23 protein-coding genes and 2 pseudogenes are annotated in these 25,925 nt (G+C 69.4%); 17 read left to right on the top strand and 8 right to left on the bottom strand.

Annotated features, from left to right (window positions below):
- Positions 1-234 precede the first annotated feature (234 nt).
- The 6 genes and pseudogenes from E4V01_RS18135 (at position 235) to E4V01_RS18110 (ending at position 3,510) form a co-directional block, all read left to right on the top strand.
- The gene (locus E4V01_RS18135) at positions 235-618 is read left to right on the top strand and encodes a DUF2750 domain-containing protein (protein WP_135299299.1); all 384 of its coding nucleotides are present in this window, start codon (positions 235-237) and stop codon (positions 616-618) included.
- A gap of 80 nt (positions 619-698) precedes the next feature.
- A pseudogene (locus tag E4V01_RS18130) lies at positions 699-932 on the top strand (IS5/IS1182 family transposase); the annotation flags it as partial.
- A 33-nt stretch (positions 933-965) separates the two neighbouring features.
- A complete protein-coding gene (locus E4V01_RS18125; RefSeq protein WP_135299298.1) occupies positions 966-2,057 on the top strand; it encodes a hypothetical protein in 1,092 nt (363 codons plus the stop codon).
- 17 nt (positions 2,058-2,074) lie between these two features.
- A complete protein-coding gene (locus E4V01_RS18120; protein WP_371688529.1) occupies positions 2,075-2,764 on the top strand; it encodes a tetratricopeptide repeat protein in 690 nt (229 codons plus the stop codon).
- Between the two features lie 10 nt (positions 2,765-2,774).
- Positions 2,775-3,080 (top strand): hypothetical protein, encoded by a 306-nt coding sequence (locus tag E4V01_RS18115; protein ID WP_135299296.1) that lies wholly within the window; start codon positions 2,775-2,777, stop codon positions 3,078-3,080.
- A 106-nt stretch (positions 3,081-3,186) separates the two neighbouring features.
- Positions 3,187-3,510: a hypothetical protein gene (locus E4V01_RS18110; RefSeq protein ID WP_060768926.1), complete on the top strand. Its 324-nt coding sequence runs from the start codon at positions 3,187-3,189 to the stop codon at positions 3,508-3,510.
- A 12-nt stretch (positions 3,511-3,522) separates the two neighbouring features.
- Here E4V01_RS18110 and E4V01_RS18105 read toward each other — a convergent pair.
- From E4V01_RS18105 to E4V01_RS18095, 3 genes and pseudogenes are all read right to left on the bottom strand, one after another.
- Positions 3,523-4,484: pseudogene (locus E4V01_RS18105) on the bottom strand (TIGR03885 family FMN-dependent LLM class oxidoreductase).
- Positions 4,485-4,492: 8 nt separating this feature from the next.
- Complete coding sequence (locus E4V01_RS18100; RefSeq protein ID WP_135299295.1) at positions 4,493-6,343, bottom strand: glycoside hydrolase family 15 protein; 1,851 nt, start codon at positions 6,341-6,343, stop codon at positions 4,493-4,495.
- A 66-nt stretch (positions 6,344-6,409) separates the two neighbouring features.
- The gene (locus E4V01_RS18095; protein WP_135299294.1) at positions 6,410-7,303 is read right to left on the bottom strand and encodes an SMP-30/gluconolactonase/LRE family protein; all 894 of its coding nucleotides are present in this window, start codon (positions 7,301-7,303) and stop codon (positions 6,410-6,412) included.
- Between the two features lie 257 nt (positions 7,304-7,560).
- Here E4V01_RS18095 and E4V01_RS18090 point away from each other — a divergent pair, with 257 nt between their 5' ends.
- Entirely contained in the window at positions 7,561-8,928 is a 1,368-nt protein-coding gene (locus E4V01_RS18090; RefSeq protein ID WP_135299293.1) for a cytochrome P450, read from the top strand.
- Between the two features lie 4 nt (positions 8,929-8,932).
- Here the strand turns inward: E4V01_RS18090 and E4V01_RS18085 are convergent, their stop codons facing one another.
- The 4 genes from E4V01_RS18085 to minC (E4V01_RS18070) all read right to left on the bottom strand — a co-directional run bounded on the left by E4V01_RS18085 (position 8,933) and on the right by minC (E4V01_RS18070) (position 11,398).
- A complete protein-coding gene (locus E4V01_RS18085; protein WP_245517599.1) occupies positions 8,933-9,445 on the bottom strand; it encodes a hypothetical protein in 513 nt (170 codons plus the stop codon).
- Between the two features lie 202 nt (positions 9,446-9,647).
- Positions 9,648-9,935, bottom strand: coding sequence for a cell division topological specificity factor MinE (gene minE / locus E4V01_RS18080; protein WP_003602598.1), 288 nt, complete (start codon positions 9,933-9,935; stop codon positions 9,648-9,650).
- A complete protein-coding gene (gene minD, locus E4V01_RS18075; RefSeq protein ID WP_003602600.1) occupies positions 9,932-10,747 on the bottom strand; it encodes a septum site-determining protein MinD in 816 nt (271 codons plus the stop codon). The genes minE and minD overlap by 4 nt, the downstream gene beginning before the upstream one ends.
- Before the next feature lie 12 nt (positions 10,748-10,759).
- Complete coding sequence (minC, locus tag E4V01_RS18070; RefSeq protein WP_060768921.1) at positions 10,760-11,398, bottom strand: septum site-determining protein MinC; 639 nt, start codon at positions 11,396-11,398, stop codon at positions 10,760-10,762.
- A gap of 417 nt (positions 11,399-11,815) precedes the next feature.
- Between minC (E4V01_RS18070) and E4V01_RS18065 the strand changes: the two genes are divergently transcribed.
- Positions 11,816-13,504, top strand: coding sequence for a methyl-accepting chemotaxis protein (locus E4V01_RS18065; RefSeq protein ID WP_060768920.1), 1,689 nt, complete (start codon positions 11,816-11,818; stop codon positions 13,502-13,504).
- A 192-nt stretch (positions 13,505-13,696) separates the two neighbouring features.
- Here E4V01_RS18065 and typA read toward each other — a convergent pair whose 3' ends face one another.
- A complete protein-coding gene (gene typA / locus E4V01_RS18060) occupies positions 13,697-15,523 on the bottom strand; it encodes a translational GTPase TypA (protein WP_060768919.1) in 1,827 nt (608 codons plus the stop codon).
- 350 nt (positions 15,524-15,873) lie between these two features.
- Here typA and E4V01_RS18055 point away from each other — a divergent pair, with 350 nt between their 5' ends.
- The 9 genes from E4V01_RS18055 to E4V01_RS18010 all read left to right on the top strand — a co-directional run bounded on the left by E4V01_RS18055 (position 15,874) and on the right by E4V01_RS18010 (position 25,900).
- A complete protein-coding gene (locus E4V01_RS18055; protein WP_135299292.1) occupies positions 15,874-16,341 on the top strand; it encodes a regulator in 468 nt (155 codons plus the stop codon).
- Between the two features lie 138 nt (positions 16,342-16,479).
- Positions 16,480-17,211 (top strand): septum site-determining protein MinC, encoded by a 732-nt coding sequence (minC, locus tag E4V01_RS18050; protein WP_060768917.1) that lies wholly within the window; start codon positions 16,480-16,482, stop codon positions 17,209-17,211.
- A 261-nt stretch (positions 17,212-17,472) separates the two neighbouring features.
- Complete coding sequence (locus E4V01_RS18045; protein WP_135299291.1) at positions 17,473-18,453, top strand: ABC transporter substrate-binding protein; 981 nt, start codon at positions 17,473-17,475, stop codon at positions 18,451-18,453.
- A gap of 12 nt (positions 18,454-18,465) precedes the next feature.
- Positions 18,466-19,287, top strand: a complete 822-nt coding sequence (locus E4V01_RS18040) for an ABC transporter permease (RefSeq protein ID WP_060768915.1) — start codon at positions 18,466-18,468, stop codon at positions 19,285-19,287.
- Between the two features lie 8 nt (positions 19,288-19,295).
- Complete coding sequence (locus E4V01_RS18035) at positions 19,296-20,159, top strand: ABC transporter ATP-binding protein (protein WP_060768914.1); 864 nt, start codon at positions 19,296-19,298, stop codon at positions 20,157-20,159.
- A 381-nt stretch (positions 20,160-20,540) separates the two neighbouring features.
- Positions 20,541-22,406, top strand: a complete 1,866-nt coding sequence (locus tag E4V01_RS18025) for an ATP-binding protein (RefSeq protein ID WP_135299289.1) — start codon at positions 20,541-20,543, stop codon at positions 22,404-22,406.
- Positions 22,396-23,751 (top strand): sigma-54 dependent transcriptional regulator, encoded by a 1,356-nt coding sequence (locus E4V01_RS18020; RefSeq protein WP_135299288.1) that lies wholly within the window; start codon positions 22,396-22,398, stop codon positions 23,749-23,751. The genes E4V01_RS18025 and E4V01_RS18020 overlap by 11 nt, the downstream gene beginning before the upstream one ends.
- Positions 23,751-24,608, top strand: a complete 858-nt coding sequence (locus E4V01_RS18015) for a 3-keto-5-aminohexanoate cleavage protein (protein WP_135299305.1) — start codon at positions 23,751-23,753, stop codon at positions 24,606-24,608. Before E4V01_RS18020 ends, E4V01_RS18015 begins: the two co-directional genes overlap by 1 nt.
- Before the next feature lie 374 nt (positions 24,609-24,982).
- On the top strand, positions 24,983-25,900 hold the full coding sequence (locus tag E4V01_RS18010; protein ID WP_193763224.1) for a transporter: 918 nt from the start codon (positions 24,983-24,985) through the stop codon (positions 25,898-25,900).
- The last annotated feature ends 25 nt before the right edge of the window (positions 25,901-25,925 follow it).

Below are 25,925 nucleotides of genomic sequence, written 5' to 3'. Positions count from 1 at the left end.
CGCTGCTCGCGGCGTGGTCAAGCAGAATTTGTGATTAATCGACGGGGGCTAACTTTCAAAAAATCGTAATCCTCCAGGCATGGATCTTGTCCGCGAGTGTGTCGAGAGGCAGGGCAGGGTCACAACTGCAGTCACTCGAATTTGCAAAATTGAGACCTGCATCACTTGTGGCGCAAGTATGGCGAGTTCGATCGAGCAAGTGCCTGGCGGCCGTGGCCTGAGGGAGTGCAATTCATGAAAGTGAGTCCGAAACAAATTGAAGCAATATTTGCATTGCCGGATATCAAGCGCTTCGAACACTTCATCAAAATCATTGTTGACTGGGAAGAGGTCTGGGGGCTGTATCAAGAGGAATGGGCTCTTGCAGCAGCAGATGAAGGGACGCCAGTCTTTCCACTATGGCCTGCCAAGGAATACGCGCAGGTTTGTGCTGTCAACGAGTGGGCCGGATATGAGCCGCGCTCGATCGATTTGGTCGAATTCATGGAGGTTCTGTTGCCTAAACTGAAACTGGATGGGGTCTTGCCAGGCGTACTCTTTACGCCGGCAGGCAAAGGGGTCACGCCTTCGGTGGATGATTTGAGGCTGGCTGTTGAGGCGGAGCTGCAGAACTACTGACCGCTCCGACGTCTACCTCGCGAGGGCGTTACTATGTCTGGGATTTCCTCGTTGCCGCGATGAGCGCGATGTCCTTCTCGAGCAGTTCGTTGACGCGTTGTCCAAACGCGATGGTGCCTTGGCGCGCGCTGATCCCCACCCAAAAGGACCAGCTGCGCCAGCCCGACAAGGCCGTCCACCGTGAGCGCAATCGGGTCGAGCAACTGATTAACCGATTCAAGCAGTACCGCTGCACTGCCACCCGCTACGATAAGCGGGCGGCTAACGACCTCGCCATGGTCACCCTCGGCATGACCATGCGCTGGCTCACATGACTTTGCAGAGATGCCCTTAGAGGAGAGGAGTTCATGGCCCTCGCCGCCGCGTCCGCCGGCTTCGTGCCGGACCGCCCCGATCTCGGCCACCGCGTCGAGGGGCTCGACCTCGCCGACCCGGCCTTCTTCGCCGGCAGCCTCGACCCCGCCGCGCCGCGCCTTCTGCCGCCGGCCGCCTACCGGGCGCTCGCCTTCGCCGAACTGGAGGACGACGCGGTCTGGACCCGCTCCTGGCTCGCGATCGGCCTCGGCGCCGAGATCCCGGCGCCGGACGACCTCCTGCCTTTCACGGCCGGCCATCACGGCCTCCATGTCCAGCGCACGCGCGACGGCGGTCTCGTCGGACGCTTCAACAAGGCCCAGCACGGCGGCTGCCGCGCGGTGCCCCTGCAATGCCGGACCGGCACCAAGACCCGCTGCTCCTTCACCGCCTGCGGCTACAGCCGCGACGGGGCGGTTCTGCCGGCGGGCACGGACGGGCCGACCCCGGCGATGCACCAGTATCTCGGCCTGCGCCCGGAGCGTCTGCTGCCGGTCGCCGCCCGCGCCTGGGGGCCAATGCTGCGGATCAATCTCGATCACGCTGCCGCAGCGCCCGAAGCGCCACCCGAGGGGCTGGCCGCGCTGACCGGCGAGACCCGGCGGGCGGAGTTCGCCGCCAATTGGAAGCTCGCGGCGCAGGCGCTGGCCGAGGGCGACCGGTTCGCGGAAGCGCCGGACAGCCTGCACCTGACCGGGCGGCTTGCGACCGGAGAGGCCGCTGCCATTGCCGCCCACTTCCCCAACCTCGTCCTGATCGAGGCGCGGGGTGAGACCTGCGCCGTGATGCTGCAGCCGACGGCGTTGGGCCGGACGCTGCTGCGGATCGGGCTGCTCGGCCCGAAGGGGAGGGCGGCGCCCGACCTTGAAGCCTCATGGGATGCATGGCTCGCCGAGATCGCCGCCCGGATGGCGCCGGCCGTTACCGCGCAGGCGGCGCTCTCGCGTCCGGACGCCGGCGAGGCCCTGCCGACCAAAGCCGCCGGTCTCTGGCTCCAGCAAAACATCGCCGCCCGCGTGCGGGCGCGGCCCGCCGCCACGGACAGCCAACCCCTCTACGCCACGGCCCAGGGCCGCGGCTGCTGATGTCTCGGGAGATGTCGATGAGCTTTGCTGTGCCCCTTGCCGTCCAGACCCTTGCGCCGCCCGTCCTCGCTGAGGGCGTCGCCGCCTTCCAGTCCGGCGCCTACGACCGGGCGCTCGCCGTGTTCCAGCCGCTCGCCGAGGCGGGCGACCCGGACGCGCAAGCGTGGCTCGGTGCGCTCCATGCCGGCGGGGCCGGCGTGCCCGCCTCGCTGACGCAGGCTTTCGAATGGTATCGCCGCGCCGCCGAGCAGGGCCACGGCCCGGCCGCGACCAATGTCGGGGCGATGCTGGCGATGGGCCAGGGCGTGGCGCAGGACCGGGCCGAGGGCGCCCGCTGGCTGGAACGGGCGGCGGCGAGCGGCGACGTGATGGCGGCCTACAACCTCGCCACCCTGCTGGCGAAAGGCGACGGCCTGCCCGCCGACCCCGCCCGCGCCGCCGACCTCTACCGAAGCGCGGCGCAGGCCGGGCACTACCCGTCCCAGGCCCGACTCGGCCATCTCTACGCCCAGGGGATCGGGGTGGAGCGCGACCGCGTCGAAGCCTTCGCGTGGCTCTCGCTCGCCGCCGGGCACGGGGTCGGCACGGCGCTGAACGCGCTTGAGGTGATCTGCAAGGAGATGTCGGCCGAGGAGAAGCGCGAGGGTGCCGCCCGGGCGCAGGGCCGCCGCACGGAGCCCGGCCGCATCGCGCCGATTCCCGCGTGAGGGGCATCCGATGACCGCCTACAGCGTGCAGCAGATCAAGTTCGAGTTCATCAGCTACGTGAAGGAGTTCGGCGCCGATTTCTCCGCCTGGTCGGTGGGTGTGACCGAGGATGCGTCCGCCGCCCTGTTTCACGAGCACGGGATCGACGAGGCCCGCGACATCTGGCTGTGGAAGCCGGCGGTCTCGCCCGTTGCCGCCGCGATGGTGCGCGACTGGATCTGCACCCGCCAGGGCGCCGCCGCGCTGGCGGGCGAGGGGCGTCAGGTCTTCCTGTTCCGGCGCGGACCGGCGAGTGGAGCCCCGGCCGTGGCGTAGGCGTGCGGCGCCGCCGCCGAACCGGTCTCCCAAAGTGCGGCCTCTCACGTGCGGCGAATCGCCGGCCCATGCGTTGTCGTCAGCCGATCGTGACCGGAGCGCCTTGATGTTCCTTCGTACCGCTCTCCTCATCCCCCTGCTCGTGACCCTCTCCGCCGGTGCCGAGGCGGCCCCGTTCGACGATCTGAAGGACGATCTCTCGGCCTGCCTGCGCTTCGAGGCGGACGGGGCGAAGGGGCAGCGCTCCGTGCCGATGACCGGCACGCCAGGGTTCGCACTCCGGAGATGCGCCGCCGAGATGGACCGGCTCGAACGGGCGGACCCGCGCCGGCTGCGGAGCGACCACGGTCTCAGCCCCTCGACCTGGGCCGTGATCGAGAGCGTGTTCGGGGCCGGCAGCCGTGGGCGCGTTGCCCGCACGCGGTTCTGATCCCGAGCGGCGTCAGCCGCCGAACTGGAGCAGCACGCTGCGGCCGAAGGCGTCGATGAAAGCCGCCTGACGGGCCCCGACCTGATGGACAACGATCTCGGCAAAGCCCATCTCGGCCAGGTCAGCGAGCCAGGCGGCGTGCTGACCGAGGTCGTCCGAGATCCGTACGCAGGCATGCATGTCCTCGGGGCGGACGAAGCGGGCGGCGGTCTCGAAATCTTCCGGGCGGCGCAGCTCCCAGTTCACCTCGCCCTCGATGGCGTTGCTCAACCACTGCGTGTGCGCCTCGGCGAGCGCACGGGCCGGGTCGGGGTCCCAGCAGACCTTGGTCTGGAGGAAGACCGGCTTGCCCGCGCCGCCGCCCTCGCGGAAAGCCTCGACCACCGGGCGCAGCGTGTCCGGCTCGATGCCGACGGTGACGAGGCCGTCGGCCCAGGCGCCGAGGGCGCGGGCGGTCGCCGCGGTGGCGGCCCCGCCGATCAGGAGCGGCGGGGACTTGGGCCGCGAGTAGAGCTGCGCGTCGATCACCGTGACGCGGCCGCGATGGGTCACGGTCTGCCCGGCCAGCAGCGCCCGGATGACCGCGGCGCATTCGGTGAGCCGCGCGTTGCGCTCGGACTTCTCCGGCCAGGGCAGGCCGGTGATGTCCTCGTTGAGGCGCTGGCCGCTGCCGAGCGCCAGCCACAGGCGCTCGGGAAACATCTCGGCGAGCGTCGCCGCCGATTGCGCGAGCACGGCCGATGGTGGCGCTAGCCCGGCGCGGTGATGATGCCGAACGGAAGCCGCGTCGTCGCCATCGCCGCTCCGAGCCAGGACCAGGCATGGCCCGAATGCCCCTGCGCGCGGCTCGACGGCTTGAAGTGCTCCGAGGACATGGCACAGGCGAACCCCGCTTCGTCCGCTGCCCGCACGTGGTGCAGGAGGGCGGAGGGGGCGTGCTGCTCGTGCGAGGCGTGGTAGCCGATGCGGGTCATGCCGGTTCTCACGCCCCCGCTTCGGCCCCGTGGATACGGGGCGCCCGGCGCGAATCCGTCTCGCGCAGGGAGCGGTCGGCGTAGGTGCCCTGCACCGCTTCGCGACCGCCATGCTCGGAGAGGTCGAGCATCAGCGCGCTGTGGATGAAGCCGAGATGGCTGAAAGCCTGCGGGAAGTTCCCAAGGAAGGTGTCGTCCTCCGCGACCTCCTCGGCGTAGAGGCCGACATCGTTCTGCAGCGCGCGCAGCGCCTGGAAGCGGGTGCGCGCCTCCTCGTCCCGCCCGAGCCAGAGCAGGGCGTCCACGAGCCAGAAGGCGCAGAGCAGGAAGGTGCCCTCGTGGCCGGGCAGCCCGTCGTCGTTCTTGTAGCGGTAGACGAGGGGGCCGTGGCCGAGGCGCTCGATCACCACGTCGACGGTGCGGGCGAAGGCCGCTTCGTCCACGGGGAAGCCGACCATCGGCGCGATCAGAAGCGCGGCATCGACGTCGTCGCCGCCGATATATTGCGGGTAGTATCCGTCGCGGTGGATCGCCTCGCCGTTGATGCAGGCGACGATCCGGTCGCGCTCGCGGCACCATTCCTCGCGCTCGCCGAACAGGCGGATCGCCCGGTCGAGGGCGACCCAGTTCATGATCGCCGCGTGCAGGTAGCGCTCCTCGGGCTTGCGCGGCTCCCACAGGCCGGCATCGGGCTCGTGCCAATGCGCCGCCGAGACGTCGGCGAGCCGCGCCCCGTGCTTGCGCATCGCCTCCGGCATCGTGCCGCCCAAGCGCTCGTAGAGGTAGAGCAGGTCGAGCACTTGGCCGTAGGCGTCGGCCTGATGCTGCTCGGCCGCCTCGTTGCCGTGGCGCACCGGGGTGCTGCCGCGCCAGCCCTCGAAGTGATCGACCTGGATCTCCTTGAGGTCGGCCTCGCCCGAAATGCTGTAGAGCGGCTTCAGGCGGCTCTCCTCCCGCTCGCACAGCTCGGTGACGAAGCCGAAGAAGGATTCCGCCTCGCGGGTCATCCCGAACTTCTTGAGCACGTAGAAGGACAGGCAGGCGTCGCGAATCCAGCAGAAGCGATAGTCCCAGTTGCGGATGCCGCCGATCTCCTCCGGCAGGGAGGTGGTGGCCGCGGCCACGATCGCCCCAGTGGGCTCGTAGGTCAGTGCCTTCAGCACCAGCGCCGAGCGCATCAGCTCGTCCGCGAGCGGGCCGGCATAGGCCGCGCCCTCCGTCCAAAGCACCCAGGCCCGGCGCGTCTCCTCCATGAGAAGGCGGACGTCCGGACAGGTCTCGGGTGGGGTGTCGCGATAGAGGGCGAAGCCGCAGGCCTGCCCGCCCTCCAGGGTGAATCGCGCGGCGGCCAACTCGCCCTCCGTCGAGAACGCGGCCTCCGAGACGAGGCCGGGGCAACCCGGCGCGGTGACGCGGTGGCCCTCGACGGCGAGCGGCGCGAAGTCCTCCGCGAAGCCTGCGAGCGGGCGGTACTCGGCGATCATCGAGACGCAGCCCGAGACGCCGGTGACGAGGCGCACCAATCGCGGCCGGTCCTCGCCACCCTCCGGCCCGACCATGAAGTCGTGGAGCGTCACGAAGCCGGTCTGCGTGGTGAAGGTGGTCTCGATGATGTTGCTGCGGCTCAGATATTGCCGCGCGGTCTCGAAGCGCTCGGTCGGCCGGATGGTGAAATGGCCGCCGCGAGTCTTATCGAGCAGGCGCGAGAAGGAGGGGTCGGCGTCGAAGCGTTCGAGGCAGGCCCAGTCGATCCCGCCATCGCGCGCCACGAGTGCGCAGCCCTCGCAATTGCTGAGGAGCGCGTAGGCCTCGATCGGCTGATAGGGGCGGGTCTGCGGATCGGACATCGTCTCGGACATGGTCGTTCCTGGGGCGCCGCAGGCTGGCTGCCCGGTTTCGTGGAGGGTGAGGCTCGGCCCGGCCGATCAGGCCTCGAGGCGGAAGGCCGGCTCCAACAGGCCACGGACGCCGATGTCCACGAGCAGGGTGCGCCCGTGCTCGGGGTCCTCCGCCCGGGCGGCCTCGTCCATGCCTTCGTAGGCCGTGGTGAGGAGGAGCCGGTCGAGGTCGCGGCCGGCGAAGGTCGGGCAGGTGGGCTGGCGCGCCGGGACGGACACGGTGCGCACCCGCTCACCCGCCGGGCTGTAGGCGTCGAGGCAGGCGCCGCCGAAGCGCGCGGTCCAGATCAGCCCCTCGGCGTCCACCGCCGCGCCATCGATTCCGCCCTCGCCGCCGCTGTGGTCGTAATGGGTCTCGGGCTCGCCCACGGGCAGGCCGGTGGCGGGGTCGAGCGTGACGCGGCGCAGCACACCCTCGTCGGTATCGACGAAGTAGCCGGTCGCGCCGTCCGGCGAGAAGGCGATCCCGTTGGGGATCGAGAGGCCGGAGAACAGTCGCGTCACGCGCGTGCCGGCGACGTGGTAGATCGCGCCGCGCCCGGTCTCGGCGTCCCGGCCCATGGTGCCGATCCAGAGCGCGCCGCTCGGATGGACCCGGCCGTCATTGGAGCGGGTGCCGGCATCCTCCGCTTCCAGCGGGCAGAACAGGCTCAGTTGCCCATCGCGGAGCGTGCGGAGGTAGAGCCCGTCCTCCGCCGAGAGCAGTTGCCGCTCGGCGTCGATGGCGGCGACGTCGCTCGCCATGAACGGCAGGGCGTGCACCTTCGCCGGGCCGGCACCCTCGCTCAGGGGCAATTCGAACAGGCGGTTCTCCAGGATATCGACCCACCACGCGGTGTCGGTCGCCGGATCGTAGCTCGGCCCCTCGCCGAGATGGCAGCGGGACGGATCGAGGACGCGGATCGACGGAGATGCGGTCAAATCGAGAGATTCCCTTGCAATCAACGACCGTTGACGTCTGTCGAAAAGAGAAGTTCCGAGGGTTTTCCGAAGACTTGGCCCGTGCTCTGAGCTTGCCTGTGCTACGTCCGGGGCGAAATTTTCATCCGCTCTCGTCGTGCGGTTGAGGCTTCGCAGCCCATCGCCGGGCCCGTCCGCCATGGCACTCGCCCCGGCGGGCCTCAGCGCCTAGAACGCTTCGCGAGCGCCCGCTCACGGGCGCGAGAGGAACTGACGGAATGGACATGCAGGCTCCGCCCGGCCACGCGGCGCCGCGCTTGGTGCCGCCGGTGCCGGTGCCGCCGGAAGAGGAATTGCCGACCCTGCGCTTCATCGCGGCGATGCGGGTCAACGGCATCGCGTGCTGGCCGGCCTCCGCCTACGAGTCGCCCTTGCGCCGCCGCCGGCTGTTCGGGCGCGCGCGCTTCACCGTCAGCGATCCGGACCTGGTGCGGCGCGTGCTGGTGGACAACGCCGCCAACTACGCCCGCACCCCGATCACCATCCGCCTGCTGCGGCCGATGCTCGGCGACGGCCTGCTCATCAGCGAGGGGACGGCGTGGCGCCACCAGCGGCGCGCGCTGGCGCCTGCCTTCACCCCGCGGGCGGTGGAGACGCTGGTGCCCCACATCCTGTCGGCGAGCGACGAGGCGGTCGCGGCCCTCGAAGGCCCGGCGGCACGCGGACCGGTCGATCTGTTCGCCGCGCTCCAGCGGCTCGCCCTGGAGATCGCCGGGCGCACCATGTTCTCTGTCGGCATGGCCCGCCACGGCGACCGCCTGCGCGGCTTCCTCGAAGCCTACGCCGCGCGGCTCGGGCGCCCGCACCTGACCGATCTGCTGGTGCCCTTGCGCTTCGCCACGCCGCTCGACCGGGCCCGCGCCCGCTTCCGCCGCGACTGGGTCGGCTTCCTCGATGAGGTCATCGCCGACCGCGACGAGGGCCAGAGTGGGCGTCACGTCGGAGGCGAGGCGCGGGACCTGCTCGACCTGCTGCGGGCCGCCCGCGATCCCGAGACCGGCCGGGGCTTCTCGCACGAGGAGTTGCGCGATCAGGTCGCCACCATGATCCTGGCCGGGCACGAGACCACGGCGGTGACCCTGCTCTGGGCGTGCACCCTCCTCGCGCTCGCACCGGAAACGCAAGGAGCCGTGGCGGCGGAATCGGGGAGCGTGGACAAACCGTTCACCCGCGCGGTGATCGAGGAGACGATGCGGCTCTACCCGCCCGCCTTCGTGCTGGCCCGCCGCGCGCTCGGTCCGGACGAGCTGGCCGGCGAGGCGATCCGGCCCGGCGACAGCGTGACGATCTCGCCCTGGCTGCTGCACCGGCACCGTACGCTGTGGCGCGACCCCGACGCCTTCGATCCGGGCCGCTTCTTGCCCGGCGCGCTGCCGGTGCCGCGCTTCGCCTACCTGCCCTTCGGGGCGGGGCCGCGGGTCTGCATCGGCGCGGCCTTCGCGCTCACCGAGGCGACGCTCGCGTTGAGCCGGATCGTCGGGCATTTCCGGATCGAGCGGGCGGACACGCGCCCGGTGCTCCCGGCGGCCGTGGTGACGACCCAGCCCGATCACGCCCCCGCCTTCCGGCTGACGCGGCGGGCCTGAGCCCTCAAAAGTCCACCGAGGCGGAGAGCAGCACCGTTCGCGGCGTTCCTTGGGCGAGGATGCCGCGCCCCGTCGTCGCCCAATCGTTGTGGCCCGTCACGTTGACGACGTTGGCCCGGCGCGTCAGCGGCCTGTCCCGGAACAGGGTGGCGTAGCGCAGGCCGAGATCGAGCGTCGCCCGGTCGGGGATCTTCTGGCTGTTGGCCAGATCGCAATACTGCGCCGCGGTGTAGATCACCCGGCCCGTCAGGCTGAGGCCCGGCGACAGGCCGATGCCGGGCGAGAAGGCGCCGCTCTCGCTCGCACCGCTGCGAAAGCCCGTGACGGGATTGTAGGAATTCACGTCGAGGCTCTGCCATCGGCCGCCGACCGTGAGCAGCATCCGCTCGTCGAAGAGCGACGTCGTGTCGGCGATGGCGATGCTGCGATCGAACCGGCTCGACGTGCGCGGCGTCGCCTTCGACAGGCCGATCGTCGAGCGCGGCGCGACAGTGGTGCTCGCAACCCGACCCGGCAACCGCCGATGACCACCCCGCGAGATCCCGCCTGCTTCAGCGCTGTGAAGGGCCCAAGGCGGGCTCTCCCGCGACCGGCGAGCTACGCCACCTCCAGGGACAATACCGTCAGTCGCGACGCGGCTCCGGACAGCGCCTTGAAATGAAAAGACCTGCGGCGCCCGTTCGGAGCCGCAGGTCGTGATTCGTCCGGAGGACCGCGGGTCAGGCGATGGCGCGCTTGGCCTTCGCCTTCGGCTTGATCACCGCATCGACGGGGAATTCGATGTCCACGCCGAGGGTCGAGACGCCTTCGCCCCGTTCCAGCTTGATCTGCACCTTGTCGCGCTCGACCGTGACGTGCTTGGCGATCACGTTCAGGATCTCTTCGCGCAACGTGATGATCAGGTCGGGTCGCCCATTCTCCACGCGCTCGTGCGCGAGGATGAGCTGAAGGCGTTCGCGTGCGACCGAACCGGAGCCACGCGGCTTGAGGAAGGTCAGGACACTCATGCGGCCCTCCGTGTGAACAGCTTGTTGATCAGGGATTTGCGGTCGGAGGGGATCGCCATCGGCACGGTCTCGCCCTTCAGGCGACGCACGGCATCGATGTAGGCGCGGGAGGGCGCGCAGAGCGGGTTGTTGAGCGTCACCGGGCAGCCGACATTCGAGGCGCGCAGCACTTCGAGGCTTTCCGGGATGATGGCCAGCAGCGGGATCGAGAGGATCTCGAGCACGTCGTCGACCTTGAGCATGTCGCCACGGTCGGCGCGGGCCGGGTCGAAGCGGGTCAGGATCAGGTGCTTCTCGATCGTGTCGCCGCGCTCGGCGCGCACCGTCTTGGAGTCGAGCAGGCCGATGATCCGGTCCGAGTCGCGCACCGAGGAGACCTCGGGGTTCGTCACCACCACGGCCACGTCGGCGTGGCGCATGGCGAGCTGGGCGCCGCGCTCGATGCCGGCGGGGCTGTCGCAGACGATCCAGTCGAACTTCTCGCGAAGCTCGCCCATCACCCGCTCGACGCCCTCGTCGGTGAGCGCGTCCTTGTCGCGGGTCTGGGAGGCGGGCAGCAGGGAGAGGTTTTCCAGGCGCTTGTCGCGGATCAGCGCCTGCGGCAGCTTGGCATCGCCGTTGGTGACGTTGATCAGGTCGTAGACCACGCGGCGCTCGGCGCCCATGATCAGGTCGAGGTTGCGCAGGCCGACGTCGAAATCGACCACGCAGACCTTCTCGCCGGCCTGCGCCAGCGCCGCACCGAGCGCTGCCGTCGTGGTGGTCTTGCCGACGCCGCCCTTACCGGACGTGACACAAAGAACCTTGGCCATTCTCGTTTCCCCTTAACCCAAGGCTGCAATTTTGATCGCGCCGCCGTCGGACCAGATCTGGACCGCTTGACCGCGCAGGTGAGTGCCCATGTCCTCGGCCGTGCGGACGAGGCGGTCGATGCCGAGAAGCTCGGGCTCGAACTTGCGGCAGTAGATGCGTGCGCGAGGGTTGCGGGCGGCGCCCGCGATGGCCCGCCCGCGCAGGGCGCCGTAGACGTGGATGGAGCCGCCCGCGAGGATCTCGGCGCCCGAGGACACCGAGCCCATCACGGTCACGTCCCCCTCGCGGTGGACGATGCTTTGGCCCGAACGCACCGAGCCCTCGATGGTGAGGGACGACACGCCCGGCTTCTCTTCCTCGAACGCCGGCGCCTCGACGACGTCGCCGGCGGGGCGACCGCCGACGAGCCGCGGCGGCAAGAGCGAGGGCAGCGGAGCCTCCGCGCCCTCGATGCCGAGGATACGGAGCTGCCGGGCCGACAGCTCGGCGATCAGGGTCTCCAACTCGGACGGCGCGGCTTTGAGGCCGGCGACGTCGAGGATCACGGCCCTGTCGTCGAACAGCGTGGCCGATCGCTTCAGGGCTGCGTCCAGGAGGGCGAGCCATTCGGCAAGGGGGGCTTCCGGCGCCAATGAGACGGCGCGGAACACGCGGCCTCGCAGGGGCAGTGAGGGGCGGGTGGGAGCGGGGCTGGTCACGGGCGTTGACGTTTCCTTACCGACACGCCCATTGACCGCCCGGATGGTTACCGGGGAGTTAATTTTTACGCGCACCGGGCAAGAATTGCCGGGCAAGATTTTCCCATCACGCCAGTCCAGGCTGAGAAAGCCAGATACTTCAGCCGCTTGGCCGAAATGTGCGGACGGAAACAATCCTTAAGCCGGCCTGTGCCTCCCGGATCGCCGGATCCTGTGATCGGTGCGAATCACGCAAGGTCGGATTATCGATCACATCTGCGCACAATTTACTCGTACGCCTCGGGATTAACCCGCTCTTAGCAGCTCGAAAGTCATCAAATGTTGCAAGCGCGGCCGTCGTGCGGCGCATTCGCATTTCGAGTCAAGTCCATGCGGGCCTTTGCCAACCTTCCCATCGTCGCCAAACTCGTCCTGGTTTTCGCCTTCGTCATCGCTGCCGTTTCGGGCGCCTCGTTCACGACATGGCGCAGCCTCGGCACGATCGAGGACTCGAACCGCTGGCGCGATCACAGCTACGAGGTTCTGCTTCAACTCGACCGGCTCACCGGCGCCCTGGTGGACCAGGAGACCGGTCTGCGCGGCTATCTGATCTCGGCCGATCCCTCTTTCCTCGAACCGTACAATTCGGGCACCAAGATCTATGGCGAGACGCTGAAGCGGCTGCGCGGCCTCGTGGCCGACAACCCGCAGCAGGTGAGCCGGCTCGACGCGCTCGATGCGGCCACCCGGCAGTGGATCGGGACCGTCGCGGAGCGCGAGATCGCCCTCATGCGCAACGAGGCGACCCAGGCGCAGGCGCGTCAGATCGAGGCCTCCGGCGCGGGCAAGAGCGCCATGGATGCCGTGCGCAAGGTTGCCGCCGAGATCGCGAGTTCCGAGACCGGCTTGCTGGAAGTCCGTGCCGACACCGTGAAGGACGCGGCCGCATCGTCCCGCTTCGCCGTCGGCGCCGGCTTCGTTGCGCTCCTCGTCGTGGCCGGGCTCGGCATCATGCTGCTGAACGGCTTTGTCTCCCGCCCGGTCCGCCGGATGACCGGGCTGATGAGCCGCCTCGCGGAAGGAGACGCCAGCGTCGAGATCCCCTTCCGGGAGCGCCGCGAGGAGGTCGGGGCCATGGCGGGCGCGGTGCAGGTGTTCAAGGACAACCTGATCCGCACCCGCGCCCTGGAGGAAGAGACCGCCCTGGCGCGGGCCGGTGCCGAGGCGCAGCGCAAGGCGGCGATGCGCGACATGGCCGATAATTTCGAGCGCGCGGTGAGCGGCATCGTCGGCACCGTCTCCGCTGCCGCCACGGAGTTGCAAGTGACCGCGCAGGGCATGGCCGGCACCGCCTCGCAGACGGCCGACCAATCGAACGCCGCCGCCGCCGCCGCGGAAGAGGCTGCCACCAATGTCGGCACGGTCGCCGCGGCGGCCGAGGAGCTTGGCGCCTCGGTGCAAGAGATCGCCCGGCAGGTTACTGGCTCGACGACCCTCGCGCAGAAGGCGGTGGTCGAGGCCGAGGGCACCGCGCAGCTCGTACAGGATCTCAGCGTCGCCGCCGCCAAGATTGGCGACGTTGTGGGGCTGATCTCTACCATTGCCGGCCAGACCAACCTGCTCGCGCTCAACGCCACCATCGAGGCGGCGCGCGCGGGCGAAGCGGGCCGCGGCTTCGCGGTGGTCGCGGCCGAGGTCAAGGAACTCGCCAACCAGACCGCGCGGGCCACCGACGAGATCTCGGGGCAGATCGGACAGGTTCAGACCATCACCGGGCAGGCGGTCACGGCCATCGGCGACATCGCCGCCCGCATCCGCGAGATCGACGGGCTGGCCAGTTCGATCGCTGCGGCGGTCGAGGAGCAGGGTGCGGCGACCCAGGAGATCGTGCGCAACGTCTCCGAAGCGTCCGCCGGCACCGGTGCGGTGACGGGCAACGTCGCGAGCGTCGCGGTGGCGGCCCAGGAGACGGGAGCAGCGGCGAGCCAAGTGCTGATCTCGGCCTCCGAACTGTCGCGTCAGTCCGAGCATCTCGATGGCCAGGTCCGCCAGTTCCTTCACACGGTGCGGGCGGCCTGAGGCGAGTCGGGAACTCGATCTCCGCGGCTGACCGGAGTGATCGGCTCGGACGCGTCGTCCCCCCTCTCTTCGTTTCGCGGGATAGGGGGAGCCTGATCCGAAGTTCCCGTTCGTGAGGGACGCCGAATGAAAAAGGCCCCGATGCGTTCGCCGCATCGGGGCCTTTTCGGTTTGGCGAATGAAGCGGGGCGTTTAGCCCGTCATCGCTTCCTTCGAACGCTCGAAGCGCTTGCGGTCGTTCGGGTCGAGGTGGATCTTGCGCAGGCGGATCGACTTCGGCGTGACTTCCATCAGCTCGTCGTCCTGAATCCAGGCCAGCGACTTCTCCAGCGTCATCCGGATCGGCGGCGTCAGGCGCACGGCCTCGTCCTTCGAGGTGGTGCGGATGTTGGTGAGCTTCTTGCCCTTGAGCACGTTCACCTCGAGGTCGTTCTCGCGGTTGTGCTCGCCGACGATCATGCCCTGATAGACCTTGGCGCCGGGCTCGATCATCATCGGGCCGCGGTCTTCGAGGTTCCACATGGCGTAGGCCACGGCCTCACCCTTGTCGTTCGAGATCAGCACGCCGTTGCGGCGGCCGGCGATCTCGCCCTTGTAGGGCTCGTAGGCCTTGAACAGGCGGTTCATGATCGCGGTGCCGCGGGTGTCGGTCATCAGCTCGCCCTGGTAGCCGATGAGGCCGCGGGTCGGAGCGTGGAAGACGAGCCGGAGACGGTTGCCGCCCGAGGGCCGCATCTCGATCATCTCGGCCTTGCGCTCGGACATCTTCTGTACGACGACGCCCGAATACTCCTCGTCGACGTCGACCACGACCTCTTCGACGGGCTCCAGGATCTCGCCGGCCTCGTCCTTCTCCAGGACGACGCGCGGACGCGACACGGCCACTTCGAAGCCCTCGCGGCGCATGGTCTCGATCAGGATCGAGAGCTGCAGCTCGCCGCGGCCGGAGACGTAGAACGAATCCTTGTCGGCGGCTTCCTCGATCTTGAGCGTGACGTTGCCCTCGGCCTCCTTGAACAGGCGGTCGCGGATCATCCGGCTCGTGACCTTGTCGCCCTCGGTGCCGGCGAGCGGCGAATCGTTGACGATGAACGACATGGTGACGGTCGGCGGATCGATCGGCTGGGCCTGGATCGGGGTCTCGACCTGCGGGTCGCAGAAGGTGTCGGCCACCGTGCCCTTCACAAGGCCGGCGATGGAGACGATGTCGCCCGCCTCACCGACCTCGATCGGCGCGCGCTCCAGGCCGCGGAAGGCGAGGATCTTCGAGACGCGGCCGGTCTCCACGACCTTGCCGGTGCGATCGAGAACCTTGATCGACTGGTTCGGCTTCACCGTGCCCGAGGCGATGCGCCCGGTGATGATGCGGCCGAGGAACGGGTTGGCTTCGAGCAGCGTGCCGAGCATCCGGAACGGGCCCTCTTCGACGCGCGCCTGCGGCACGTGCTTGAGCACGAGATCGAACAGCGGCGCGAGGCCGACATCCGGCGAGGCGTCCGGCGAATCGGCCATCCAGCCGTTGCGGCCCGAGCCGTAGAGGATCGGGAAGTCGAGCTGCTCGTCGGTGGCGTCGAGCGCCGCGAACAGGTCGAACACCTCGTTGACGACCTCGTTGATGCGCGCATCCGGCCGGTCGACCTTGTTGATCGCGACGATCGGGCGAAGGCCGATCTTGAGCGCCTTGCCGACCACGAACTTGGTCTGCGGCATCGGGCCCTCAGCGGCATCGACCAGCACGATCACGCCATCGACCATCGAGAGGATGCGCTCGACCTCGCCGCCGAAATCGGCGTGGCCGGGGGTGTCGACGATGTTGACCCGAGTATCCTGCCAGACGACCGAGGTCGCCTTGGCCAGGATCGTGATGCCACGCTCCTTCTCGAGGTCGTTGGAATCCATCGCCCGCTCCTCGACCCGCTGGTTTTCGCGGAAGGTGCCGGACTGCTGAAGCAGCTTGTCGACCAGCGTCGTTTTGCCGTGATCGACGTGGGCGATGATGGCGATGTTGCGCAGCTTCATCGGAGGGTCTCGGAAGCATGGCGAGCCCGTCACGTGGCGGAACGCTCTAAGGCGACCGTCGCGGCGGGCTCACGGGAATCGGGCAGTGTCGCGCTGCAATAGAGGAAACCGGGGTGATCCTGCAAGCCGGTGGGTATTCCAACCGTGCGGGGGCTGCTGCGCGGGGTACGCCGGGCTCGGCCTCCCCGAGCGGGGGCCGGTCGAAGGTCCTGTCACCTTCCGGCAAGTCCGGCTCGCCCGCTGCGCTATGATGCGGGCTCCCGGCTCCGTTGTCCGTTCGGGCAACTGGAGAGTCGGGTGCCGGGCCACGACGCCCGGACCGGAGAGGAACCCAATCGCGAGGAAACGCCATGCCGAGCACCTTCGACGACAGCAACATCCCCTGGAGCAGACTGGACGGCTTCGATGACGTCGCCTTCTTCATCTACAAGTGCGATGCGGCGAGCGGGATCGTCGATATCGTCTACAAGTTCGCGCCGTGGACGCGACAGCCGCTCCACCGCCACACCTGCCCGTACTTCACCCTGGTGCTGCAGGGTGAACTGCGCTTCTACCGCCCGGACGGCACGCTGAAGGAGATACGGCCCACGGGCAGCTACGTCGAAGGCGTCGTCAACGGCGAGCCGCATTTCGAAGGGGCGGGCGAGAGCGAAGCGATCGTCTTCTTCGGCCATCGCGGGGTCGAGGGCACGATCTACCTGTTCCTGGGCGCGGACGGTGGACCGGACCAGCCGCTCGGCATCGCCGACGTCCAGGCGCTCTACGATGCGCAGGTCGCCGACGGCGTGCTCGCCCGTGTCGGCGCCTGCCCGGCCTGAGCGACGGGAGCCGGCCTGCGCCTCGGCAGTCGGCGCCCCGCGCGCCACTTTGCTGTTGAGGAGCGCCGGCTCCTGGCCGGACGGGTCGAGGATCTGCCATAAGCTTCCAGGCATGATCCCTTCGCCGCGAACTTTCCCGTGACCGACCGTCCCCCGATCCGCTTCCGCGGCCGCTCCTTCCTGGCGATGGTGCTGGCCCCCGTGCCGCCGATCGATCAGTGGCTCGCCGAACTCGACGCGCTCAAGCGGCGCGCGCCCGCCTTCTTCTCGGTGCGGGCGATCATTCTCGACGTGACCGGCCTGCGCTTCGAGCGCTCGGACCTCGCCCATCTCTGCGAGGAATTGAACCGGCGCTCCATCACCATCCTCGGCATCGAGGGCATCGGACCGACCTCGCTCGGGCCCGGCTTCCCGCCGCCGCTGGTGGGCGGCAAGCCGGTCGAGGACATCGCGCCCCCCGAGCCCGGCGCCGCCGAGGCACCCACGGCGGCGGACCACCCGTCGGCCCCGGCTTTGGTGGCGTCCGCGGCGCCGGCTCGGACGCGCTCCTTCGTGCTCGACGCGCCGGTGCGCTCGGGGCAGGTGATCCAGCATCTCGACGGCGACGTGACCGTGATGGGTTCAGTCGCCTCGGGGGCGGAGGTGATCGCGGGGGGCTCGATCCACATCTACGGCGCCCTGCGCGGACGGGCGATCGCGGGAGCGGTGGGTGATCCGGGCGCCCGCATCCTCACCCGTAAGTTCGAGCCGGAACTCGTCGCCATCGACGGTCTTTACAAGACGGCCGACGATCTCGGCGGCGCCCGCTGGGGCCAGTCGGTCCAGGCGCGGCTCGAAGGCGACGCCATCGTTCTCGTGCCGCTCGACTGACAACGTCTTCGGCACGCGCCAGCCGTCGAGGTCCGTCCATCACAATGGCGTGTGGGTGGCGGCCATCCGCCGCCACGACGGCGCAGGTGGCGGAAATCCGCCGCCTGTTGTTCGGACATGATCCGAAGTATTCAGAAAAAACCCTTTCCGCACAGGCGATTGCGCGAAGGTTAGCGCTTCCTGCATGGCTGGCATGCGCTCTGCAAAGAGGGCCGGACCATCCGCACCGGCCGCAGAGCCGGGCCATCCGGGAGAAGCCCCTTGCTCGAACGCCTTCGTTTCACGCGTCGCGGCCTTGCCATGCTCGCGGCCGCGACCGCCGCATCGCTCGCCCCGCTTCCGCTTTCCGCGCAGGAAGTGGTGCGCGTCGGCAACCTCAAGCTCGCGCACTTCGCCGGCGTCTCCTACGTCAAGGAGATCGCGAAGACCTGCGGCCTGACCATCGATCTCAAGATCTTCGCCAAGGGGCCCGACATCATGCAGGCGATGCTCGCCGGCGAACTCGATGTCGGCGCCACCGCGTCCGAGGCCGCAATCTCGGCGCGCGGCAACGGCGCCCCCGTCTTCATCGTCGGCGGCTTCGCCAAGGGCGGCGCGCGCCTGCTCGCCACGCCCGAATCCGGCATCAAGTCGGCGGCCGACCTCAAGGGGAAGAAGGTCGGCGTCACCCGCGGCTCGATCCAGGAGGTGCTGCTCGGCGCCGAGATGGCCAAGCACGGCCTCAAGGCCCGCGACGTCAACCTGATCTATCTCGGCTATCCGGATCTCAACCAGGCGCTGCTGCAGAAGCAGGTCGATGCGATCATGCAGACCGAGCCGCAATCGGCCCAGGCCATCGCCCGCGGCTTCGGCGTCGAGGTGATCAAGCCCTACGACACCCCGGTCGGCTCGCCGATCCGCACGCTGGTGATGACGGAGAAGTTCTACGGCGAAAAGAAGCCGGTCGCGACCAAGTTCATGGAGTGCTTCGTGAAGGCGCAGAAGACCTTCATGGAAAACCCGAAGGCCGCCGAGACCTTCGTCACGCAGGACGTGTTCAAGGGCCAGGTCACGGCCGCCGAGTTCCAGGAGGCGCTCGCCAACTCGCCCTACACCCTGGAGATGAGCGCCGACCACATCCAGAGCACCACCGACGTCATGGCCGAGCACGGCATCGGCAAGATGTCGAAGCCCGCCAAGGCCGCCGAGTGGGTGAAGCTCGACCTGCTGGAGGCCGCCAAGGCCTCAGCCGGCACGAACTGAGGAGGGCTTCCCGTGAACGCCTTACGTCTCAAACCCCTGGCCGAGGGGCTGGCGGTTCCCGTCGCCATTCTCGTGATCTGGCAACTCGCCTGCACGGCCGGGCTCGTCAACCCGATGGTGCTGCCCTCGCCCGCCGCGGTCGCGGTGCGCTGGTGGGCCTATCTCGCGCCGCTCGAAGCCTATGATCCCGAGCACGGATCGTGGTTTGCGTGGCTCTTCTCCGGCGAGATGCTGCACGATGCGGTGGCCTCGCTCTACCGCGTCGTCGTCGGCTTCGCCGTCGGCGCGGGACTCGCCCTGCCGCTCGGCCTGTTCATGGGCTCCAGCGACCTGATCTACCGGCATATCAACCCGTTGATGCAGGTGCTGCGGCCGATCCCGCCGATCGCCTACATCCCGCTCTCGATCCTGTGGTTCGGCCTCGGCAATGCGCCGGCCGTGTTCCTCATCGCCATCGGCGCCTTCTTCCCCGTGCTGATGAACACCATCGCCGGCGTGCGCCATGTGGACGGGATCTACATCCGCGCCGCCCGTAGCCTCGGCGCCAGCCGGATGACGATCTTCCGGCGAGTCATCCTGCCGGCGGCCACCCCTTACATCCTGTCGGGGGCGCGGATCGGCATCGGCACCGCCTTCATCGTGGTGATCGTGGCCGAGATGATCGCGGTCAATAACGGCCTCGGCTTCCGCATCCTGGAGGCGCGCGAATACTTCTGGTCCGACAAGATCATCGCCGGGATGCTGACCATCGGCGCCCTCGGGCTCGTCATCGACATGGCGGTGAGCCGCCTGAACAACCACCTGCTCCGCTGGCATCGCGGCCTGGAATCGTGAGGTCTCCCATGTCCGTGCAACCGCATCCCATCGCCTCCGTCACGCAGGACGCCGTGCCGGTCGTTGCGCCGCTGGCCGCCTCGCCCCACATCGTCGTCGCGGGCGTCGACAAGATCTTCCCCGTCACCGGCGGCGAGGTCGTCGCCCTCAAGGACATCGACCTCACCATCAACCGCGGTGAGTTCGTCTGCCTGCTCGGCCCGTCCGGCTGCGGGAAGTCGACGCTGCTCAACGCCATCGCCGGCTTCTCCCACCCGACCCGCGGCGGCATCGACGTCGAGGGCCGCAAGGTCGCCGCGCCCGGTCCCGACCGGGGCATGGTGTTCCAGGAATACGCCCTGTTTCCCTGGATGACGGTGGCGCAGAACATCGCCTTCGGTCTGGAGATCAAGGGCATGTCCCGCGGGGCGATCCAGGCGCGGGTGGCCGAGCTCCTCGACATGCTCAAGCTCGCCGAGTTCCGCGACCGTTTCCCCAAGGACCTGTCCGGCGGTATGCGCCAGCGCGTGGCGATCGCCCGCGTTCTGGCGCTGGACAGCCCGGTCATGCTCATGGACGAGCCGTTCGGCGCGCTCGACGCCCTGACCCGCCGCTCGCTGCAGGACGAGTTGCTGCGGATCTGGGCGGCGACAGGCAAGACCATCGTGTTCGTCACCCACTCGATCGAGGAATCGATCTATCTCGCCGACCGCATCGTCGTGCTCACCTACCGCCCCGGCACGATCAAGCGCGACCTGCGGGTCGAGCTGCCGCGCCCGCGCGACAGCGCCTCGGCCGCCTTCAACGCCCTGAAGCGCGACCTCTCCGCTCTCGTCACCGCGGAGCAGCACCGGTTCGAGCAGGTGGAGATGAAGGGGCTGACGACGGATTGAGGATCGCCGCCACGGCTTTCTTCGAGCCACGGCGCTCCCATGTTAGGTTCTCATATCGCTTCCGGATCATCACTTCGGAGATCGCGGATCCCCTCTCCCCGCCGCCCGGGGAGAGGACTCGGCCGACCGTGTCGTCGGCTGAGCGAGCCGGCAGGCGAGGGTGAGGGGGCTTGGACGGATGGGCCCCTTCCGTCCAAGCCCCCTCACCACCGCTCCGGCTCTCGCCTCCGCTTCCCGCCGTCACGGCAGGGTGCCTGCGGGCCTCTCCCCGCACAGCAGGGAGAGGGGGAAGCTGCGGCGCCCGTCATCACCGGACATCGCATCGGATCGCTCACCGCATACGATGGCGGTGACGGAAGCCTCCTCCGGACCATGAGAGTGATGCCTTTCCCCCGCGCCACGGCCGCGCGTGTCCTCATCCTCGCCGCGCTGGCGGCGGCGGCTGTCTTCGCCGTTCTCAAGGCGGGGGAGGTGACGGAGGCCCGCGTGGCGGAAAGCCTCGCGGGCGATGCGCGCCAGCGGGCGGAAATCTACGCCCGGAGCCTGGAGGGCACCATCGAGCGGTTCGGCTTCCTGCCCGCCGCTGCCGCCCTCGATCCGCGGGTGCGGTCGTTGCTCGCCGCCCCCGACGATCCGGCGCAGGTCGCCACCGTCAACGCCTATCTCCAGCGGCTGAGCCGCGAGGCAGGGGCGGGTGTCGTCTACCTGCTGATCCCGTCCGGCCTGACCATCGCCGCCTCGAACTGGGATACGCCCCAGACCTATGTTGGCCAGGACTTCTCCTATCGTCCCTATTTCACGGAAGCGCGCGGCGGGCGCACCGGCCGCTTCTACGCCATCGGCACGCTGACCGGCGTGCCCGGCTACTTCATCAGCGCGCCCGTCGTCATCGACGGCACGGTGCGCGGCGTGGTGGCGACCAAGGTCAGCCTCGACCCGCTGGAGACGATCTGGCGCGAGGGCACCGACCGCGTGCTGGTGGCCGACGAGAACGGCATCGTCTTCCTTGCCTCCGATCCGGCTCTCAAGTTCCGCGCGACGAAGCCGCTCGATGCCGCTGCCCGTGCCGGCATGGAACGGACGCGCCAGTATGGGCGCGACGATTATGCCCCGATCGATCTCGGCCGGACGGATATGGTCGGCGCCGTGCCCCTGGTCAGCCGGTCGCAGGCCGCGCCGCAGACCCGCGCCCTGTTCGAAGAGGCGAGCCTGCCGGCCTATGGCTGGACGCTGCTGCTCTTCGCCGACGCCGCGCCGGTGGCCATCGCCGGGCGCAGCGCCCGGATCGGCGCGGTCCTGGCCCTGGTCGTGCTCGGCCTGATCGGCCTCTACGGGCGCCAGCATCTGCGGCGGATGCGCGAGAACCGCGCGGCGCAGCGGGCGCTGGAGGCCGCGGTCGCGGCCCGGACCGCCGATCTCAGCGCGGCCAACCTCAAGCTCGCGGGTGAGATCGAGGAGCGGACCCGCGCCGAGGGCGACCTGCGCGAGGCACAAGGGGAGCTGGTCCAGGCGGCCAAGATGGCGACCCTCGGCCAGATGGCGGCGGGCATCACCCACGAGCTCAACCAGCCGCTCGCCGCCATGCGGGGCTTGGCCGACAATGCCTCCGCCTTCCTGCGCCAGGGCCGGGAGGCGGAGGCCGCCGCCAACCTGACCCGTATCGTCTCCCTGGTGGACCGGCTCGGCAAGATCACCGGACAGTTGCGCAGCTTCTCCCGCCGGTCGGGGACGGAGCGGGTCGCGGTCGATGTCGGCGTGGCGGTCTCGGAGAGCCTCGCGATCCTATCCTCCCGCATCCGCGACGCGGGCGCGCGGGTGACGACCGATCTCGACCCGGCGGCGCGATGGGTGGTGTTCGAGCCGATCCGCCTGTCGCAGGTGCTGGTGAATCTTGTCGGCAACGCCCTCGATGCGGTGAAGGGGCGCCCCGGTGCGGAGGTCGCGGTGCGCGCCTGGGCCGGGGAGGGGCAGGTCGTGCTCAGCGTCGAGGATAACGGGCCGGGCCTCGACGCGGCGGCGCTGGCGCGCCTCTTCGAGCCGTTCTTCACCACCAAGCCGGCGGGGGAGGGGCTCGGCCTCGGTCTGCCGATCTCGCTCGCCATCGCCCGCGAATTCGGAGCGAGCCTTCAGCCCCGGCCGATGCCCGGCGGCGGCCTCGCCTTCGACCTCGTGATGGAGGTAGCCAAGGACGCGATCGAGGAGGCCGCGGACACGCCCCCGTCGGAGAGGATGCGACATGTTTCCTGAGGCCGAGCCAGCCGCCGCGCGGGTCGTGCTGATCGATGACGAGGAGATGGTTCGGCTTGCCATGGAGCAGGCGCTGCAGCTCGCCGGCCTCGCGGTCGAGGCTTTTTCCAGCGCCGAGGCGGCGTTGCCGGCCATCGGGCGCGGCTTCTCCGGCATCGTCGTGAGCGACGTGCGCCTTCCCGGCCGCGACGGGCTCGAACTCCTCGCCGACATCCGCCGCCGCGACCCGGAATTGCCGGTGGTGCTCGTCACCGGCCACGGCGACATCGCCATGGCGGTCGCCGCCATGCGCGAGGGCGCCTACCACTTCATCGAGAAGCCGTTCGTCAACGATGCCTTCGTCGAGGTGGTCCGCCGCGCCCTGGAAAAGCGGGCGCTGGTGATGGAGAATCGCCGCCTGCGTAGCGCCCTCGACCGCGGCGACGCGCCGGGCAGCGCGGTGGAGCGCTGCCTCGTCGGCCAGTCGCCGGCCCTGCGGCGGCTGCGCGACGACATCGCCTCGCTCAGTTCGGCCGCCGCCGACGTGCTGGTGCTCGGCGAGACCGGGGCGGGCAAGGAGCAGGTCGCCCGCGCCCTGCACGAGGGCGGCGCGCGGGCGGCGAAACCCTTCGTGGCCATCAATTGCGGCGCCATCCCCGAGAGCATGTTCGAGAGCGAGATGTTCGGCCACGAGGCCGGCGCCTTCACCGGGGCGGGCAAGCGCCGCATCGGCAAGGTCGAGCACGCGAGCGGCGGCACGCTGTTCCTCGACGAGGTCGAGAGCATGCCGCTGGCGCTTCAAGTAAAGCTGCTGCGCGTGCTGCAGGAGCGGCGCGTGGAACGGCTCGGCTCCAACACCAGCGTGCCGGTGGATCTCCGGGTGGTGGCGGCCACGAAGGAGGATCTCGACGCACTCTCGGAGGCGGGCCGCTTCCGCCGCGACCTGTTCTTCCGCCTCAACGTGGTGACGCTGACCCTGCCCCCCTTGCGCGAGCGCCGCGAGGACATCCCGCTGCTGTTCGAGCGCTTTCTCGTCCAGGCGGCGGTGAAGTATCAGCGTCCGGTGATCGAGGTGCCGCCGTCCCTGCGCCGCTCGCTGATGCTTGCCGATTGGCCGGGCAACGTGCGCGAACTCAAGAACGCCGCCGAGCGCTATGTCCTCGGCTTCCTCAGCCCGGACCTCGCCGGCGGCCCCGGCGCGGCGCCGAGCCTCGACGCCCTCCTCGACCGGGTGGAGCGCCTCGTGATCGAGGACGCGCTCAAGGCCTCCGGCCAGCGCATCGCCGAGGCGGCGCGGACGCTCGGCCTGCCGCGCAAGACGCTCTCCGACCGCATGCGGCGCCTGGGCCTGGGCGCCAGCGACTGATTTCCTTCGAACGCGAGACCGAACCCGTGACGCACGACGCCGGCTGGCCGCCGCTCATCCTCGCCAACGCCCCGAACGGCGCCACCCGCAGCAAGGCCGACCATCCCGCCCTGCCGATCACGGAGAGCGAGATCGCCCGCACCGCCGCCGAGATCGCGGAAGCCGGTGCCGCCCTGATCCACGTCCATGTCCGCGACGGACAAGGCCGCCACCTCCTCGACGCGCAGGCCTATCGCGCGGTCACCGCCGCGATCCGCGCCGAGGCCGGGGATCGCCTCGTCGTCCAGATCACCTCGGAGGCCGCCGGGCGCTACGAAGCCCCGGAGCAGATGGCGGTGGTGCGTGCCACGCGCCCCGAGGCGGTGTCGCTGGCGCTGCGCGAGATCGTGCCGGATGCCGGGGCCGAGACCGCGGCGGCAGCGTTCTTCGCCTGGGCGCGGCGCGAGCGCGTCCTCCTCCAGATCATTCTGTACGAACCGGCCGAGGTGGCCCGTTACGCCGATCTCAAAAGCCGCGGCGTGCTCGGCGAGGGCGGGGATTTCCCGCTCTTCGTGCTGGGCCGCTATACGCCCGGACAGGTTTCGCGGCCCGCCGACCTGCTGCCCTTCCTCGCAGCAGGCGGGGAGGGGGTGCCGCTCTGGGCGATCTGCGCCTTCGGCCCGCGGGAGAATGCCTGCGCCCTCGTTGCGGCGGGCCTCGGCGGTCACGTGCGCGTCGGCTTCGAGAACAGCCTGCTCGCGCCCGACGGCCACCCGGCCGAGAGCAATGCCGCCCAGATCCGTCGCGCCGCGGAGGGCGCCCGCCTGCTCGGGCGCCCGCTGGCCGATGCCGACACCGCGCGGGCGCTGATGGCTTGACCCGCTCCGGGCCTCCCCGGACGCCCGATCCGGCGCTGGCGCTGGGCCGGTTCGTATCGGCGGCACTTTGCGATCGGGTCCGTGAGGCTGTGCTTGATACCGGGCTGGCATCTACTTCGGCGGTGGCGCTCCCGAACGGCTTCACATGTGGCTTTGTGCCAGGACGATTTTTAATCCCCCTTTTTTTGAAATCGCGCAGATATTTTTAGTCTGTTGTTTTTGGATTAAAATTGTAACAAGTCTCGAAATTTATCAATTGATCGGCCGAGGCTCGGCTTCTCTCCCCTGGGCCGACCCTCCTAGAAGGAGGCTCAACGAGCAAGGCGTGCCGAGTCGAGGATGGCGGTTCAGGCGCAAGTTCCAGGGGAATCGACTTGAAATTCGGACAGAAAGTGCGGCGCGGCGCGCAGGTCGTCACGTCTGTTTGCGTAGCGGGCGCTTGCCTGGCCGGGGCGTCTTCCTCGGCTCTGGCCCGCTCCGCCGCATTGCCCGGTATCACCGTCGGTCTTCCGACGGGCTGGCAGGTCCCGGAAGGCGTGCAATTGGGGATCACGACGAGCTTCGCCGAGCGCAGCACGCAGCCGCGGGACAGCCAGGGCAACAACAACCTCGCCGTCTTCCTCTGGTCAACGCCCTGGAAGGTACTGGGCGGGCAACTGCGGTTCCTTCAGTCCTTCCCGTTCAATGCGGTCAGCCCGCAGGAAGGCCCCTGGCAGGCCGGCCTCGCCCAGTCGCTGACGACGGCCCAGATCGCCTGGAAGGTCGCGGACAACCTCGGCGTGAGCTACTTCATCGGCGGCTTCTGGCCGACCGACACGCTGTTTGCCCTGCGCTCGGCCTCGATCGCCCAGCGCTTCGCGATCAGCTATGTCGGCGATGGCTGGAACGTGACGGCCAACCTCCATTACGGCACGATGCTGGCGGACAATTCGCCCACCAACGTGCACTATTCCGACTACCTCAACCTCGACCTGACCGCGACCAAGCGGTTCGGCAAATGGTCGTTCGGTGCCGTCGCCTTCGGCTCGACCGACCTGCCGACGAACCGGCAGGGCTACCGGCCTCTCGGACAGGTCGCCATGGGTCCCCTCGTCGCCTACGCGTTCGATACGTTCACGGTCCAGTCCTTCGTCACCCGCGACATCGCACAGCGCAACCTCGGCGGCGAAGAGACACGCGCTTGGCTGCGCTTCCTCGTGCCGCTCTGGCGGCCGGAGAAGGCAGATCAGGTTCCGAACCGCGTCCTCGTTCGGCGCAACAGCGCCGCGGGGCCGGGGGGGGCCGGCGAGTGACGAACCGGCCCGCCTCAGGCGGGCC

Source organism: Methylorubrum sp. Q1 (assembly GCF_004683995.1).
Taxonomy (GTDB): domain Bacteria; phylum Pseudomonadota; class Alphaproteobacteria; order Rhizobiales; family Beijerinckiaceae; genus Methylobacterium.
Note: the sequence above shows the minus strand (reverse complement) of the source record. Positions and strands in the feature narration are given on the sequence as shown.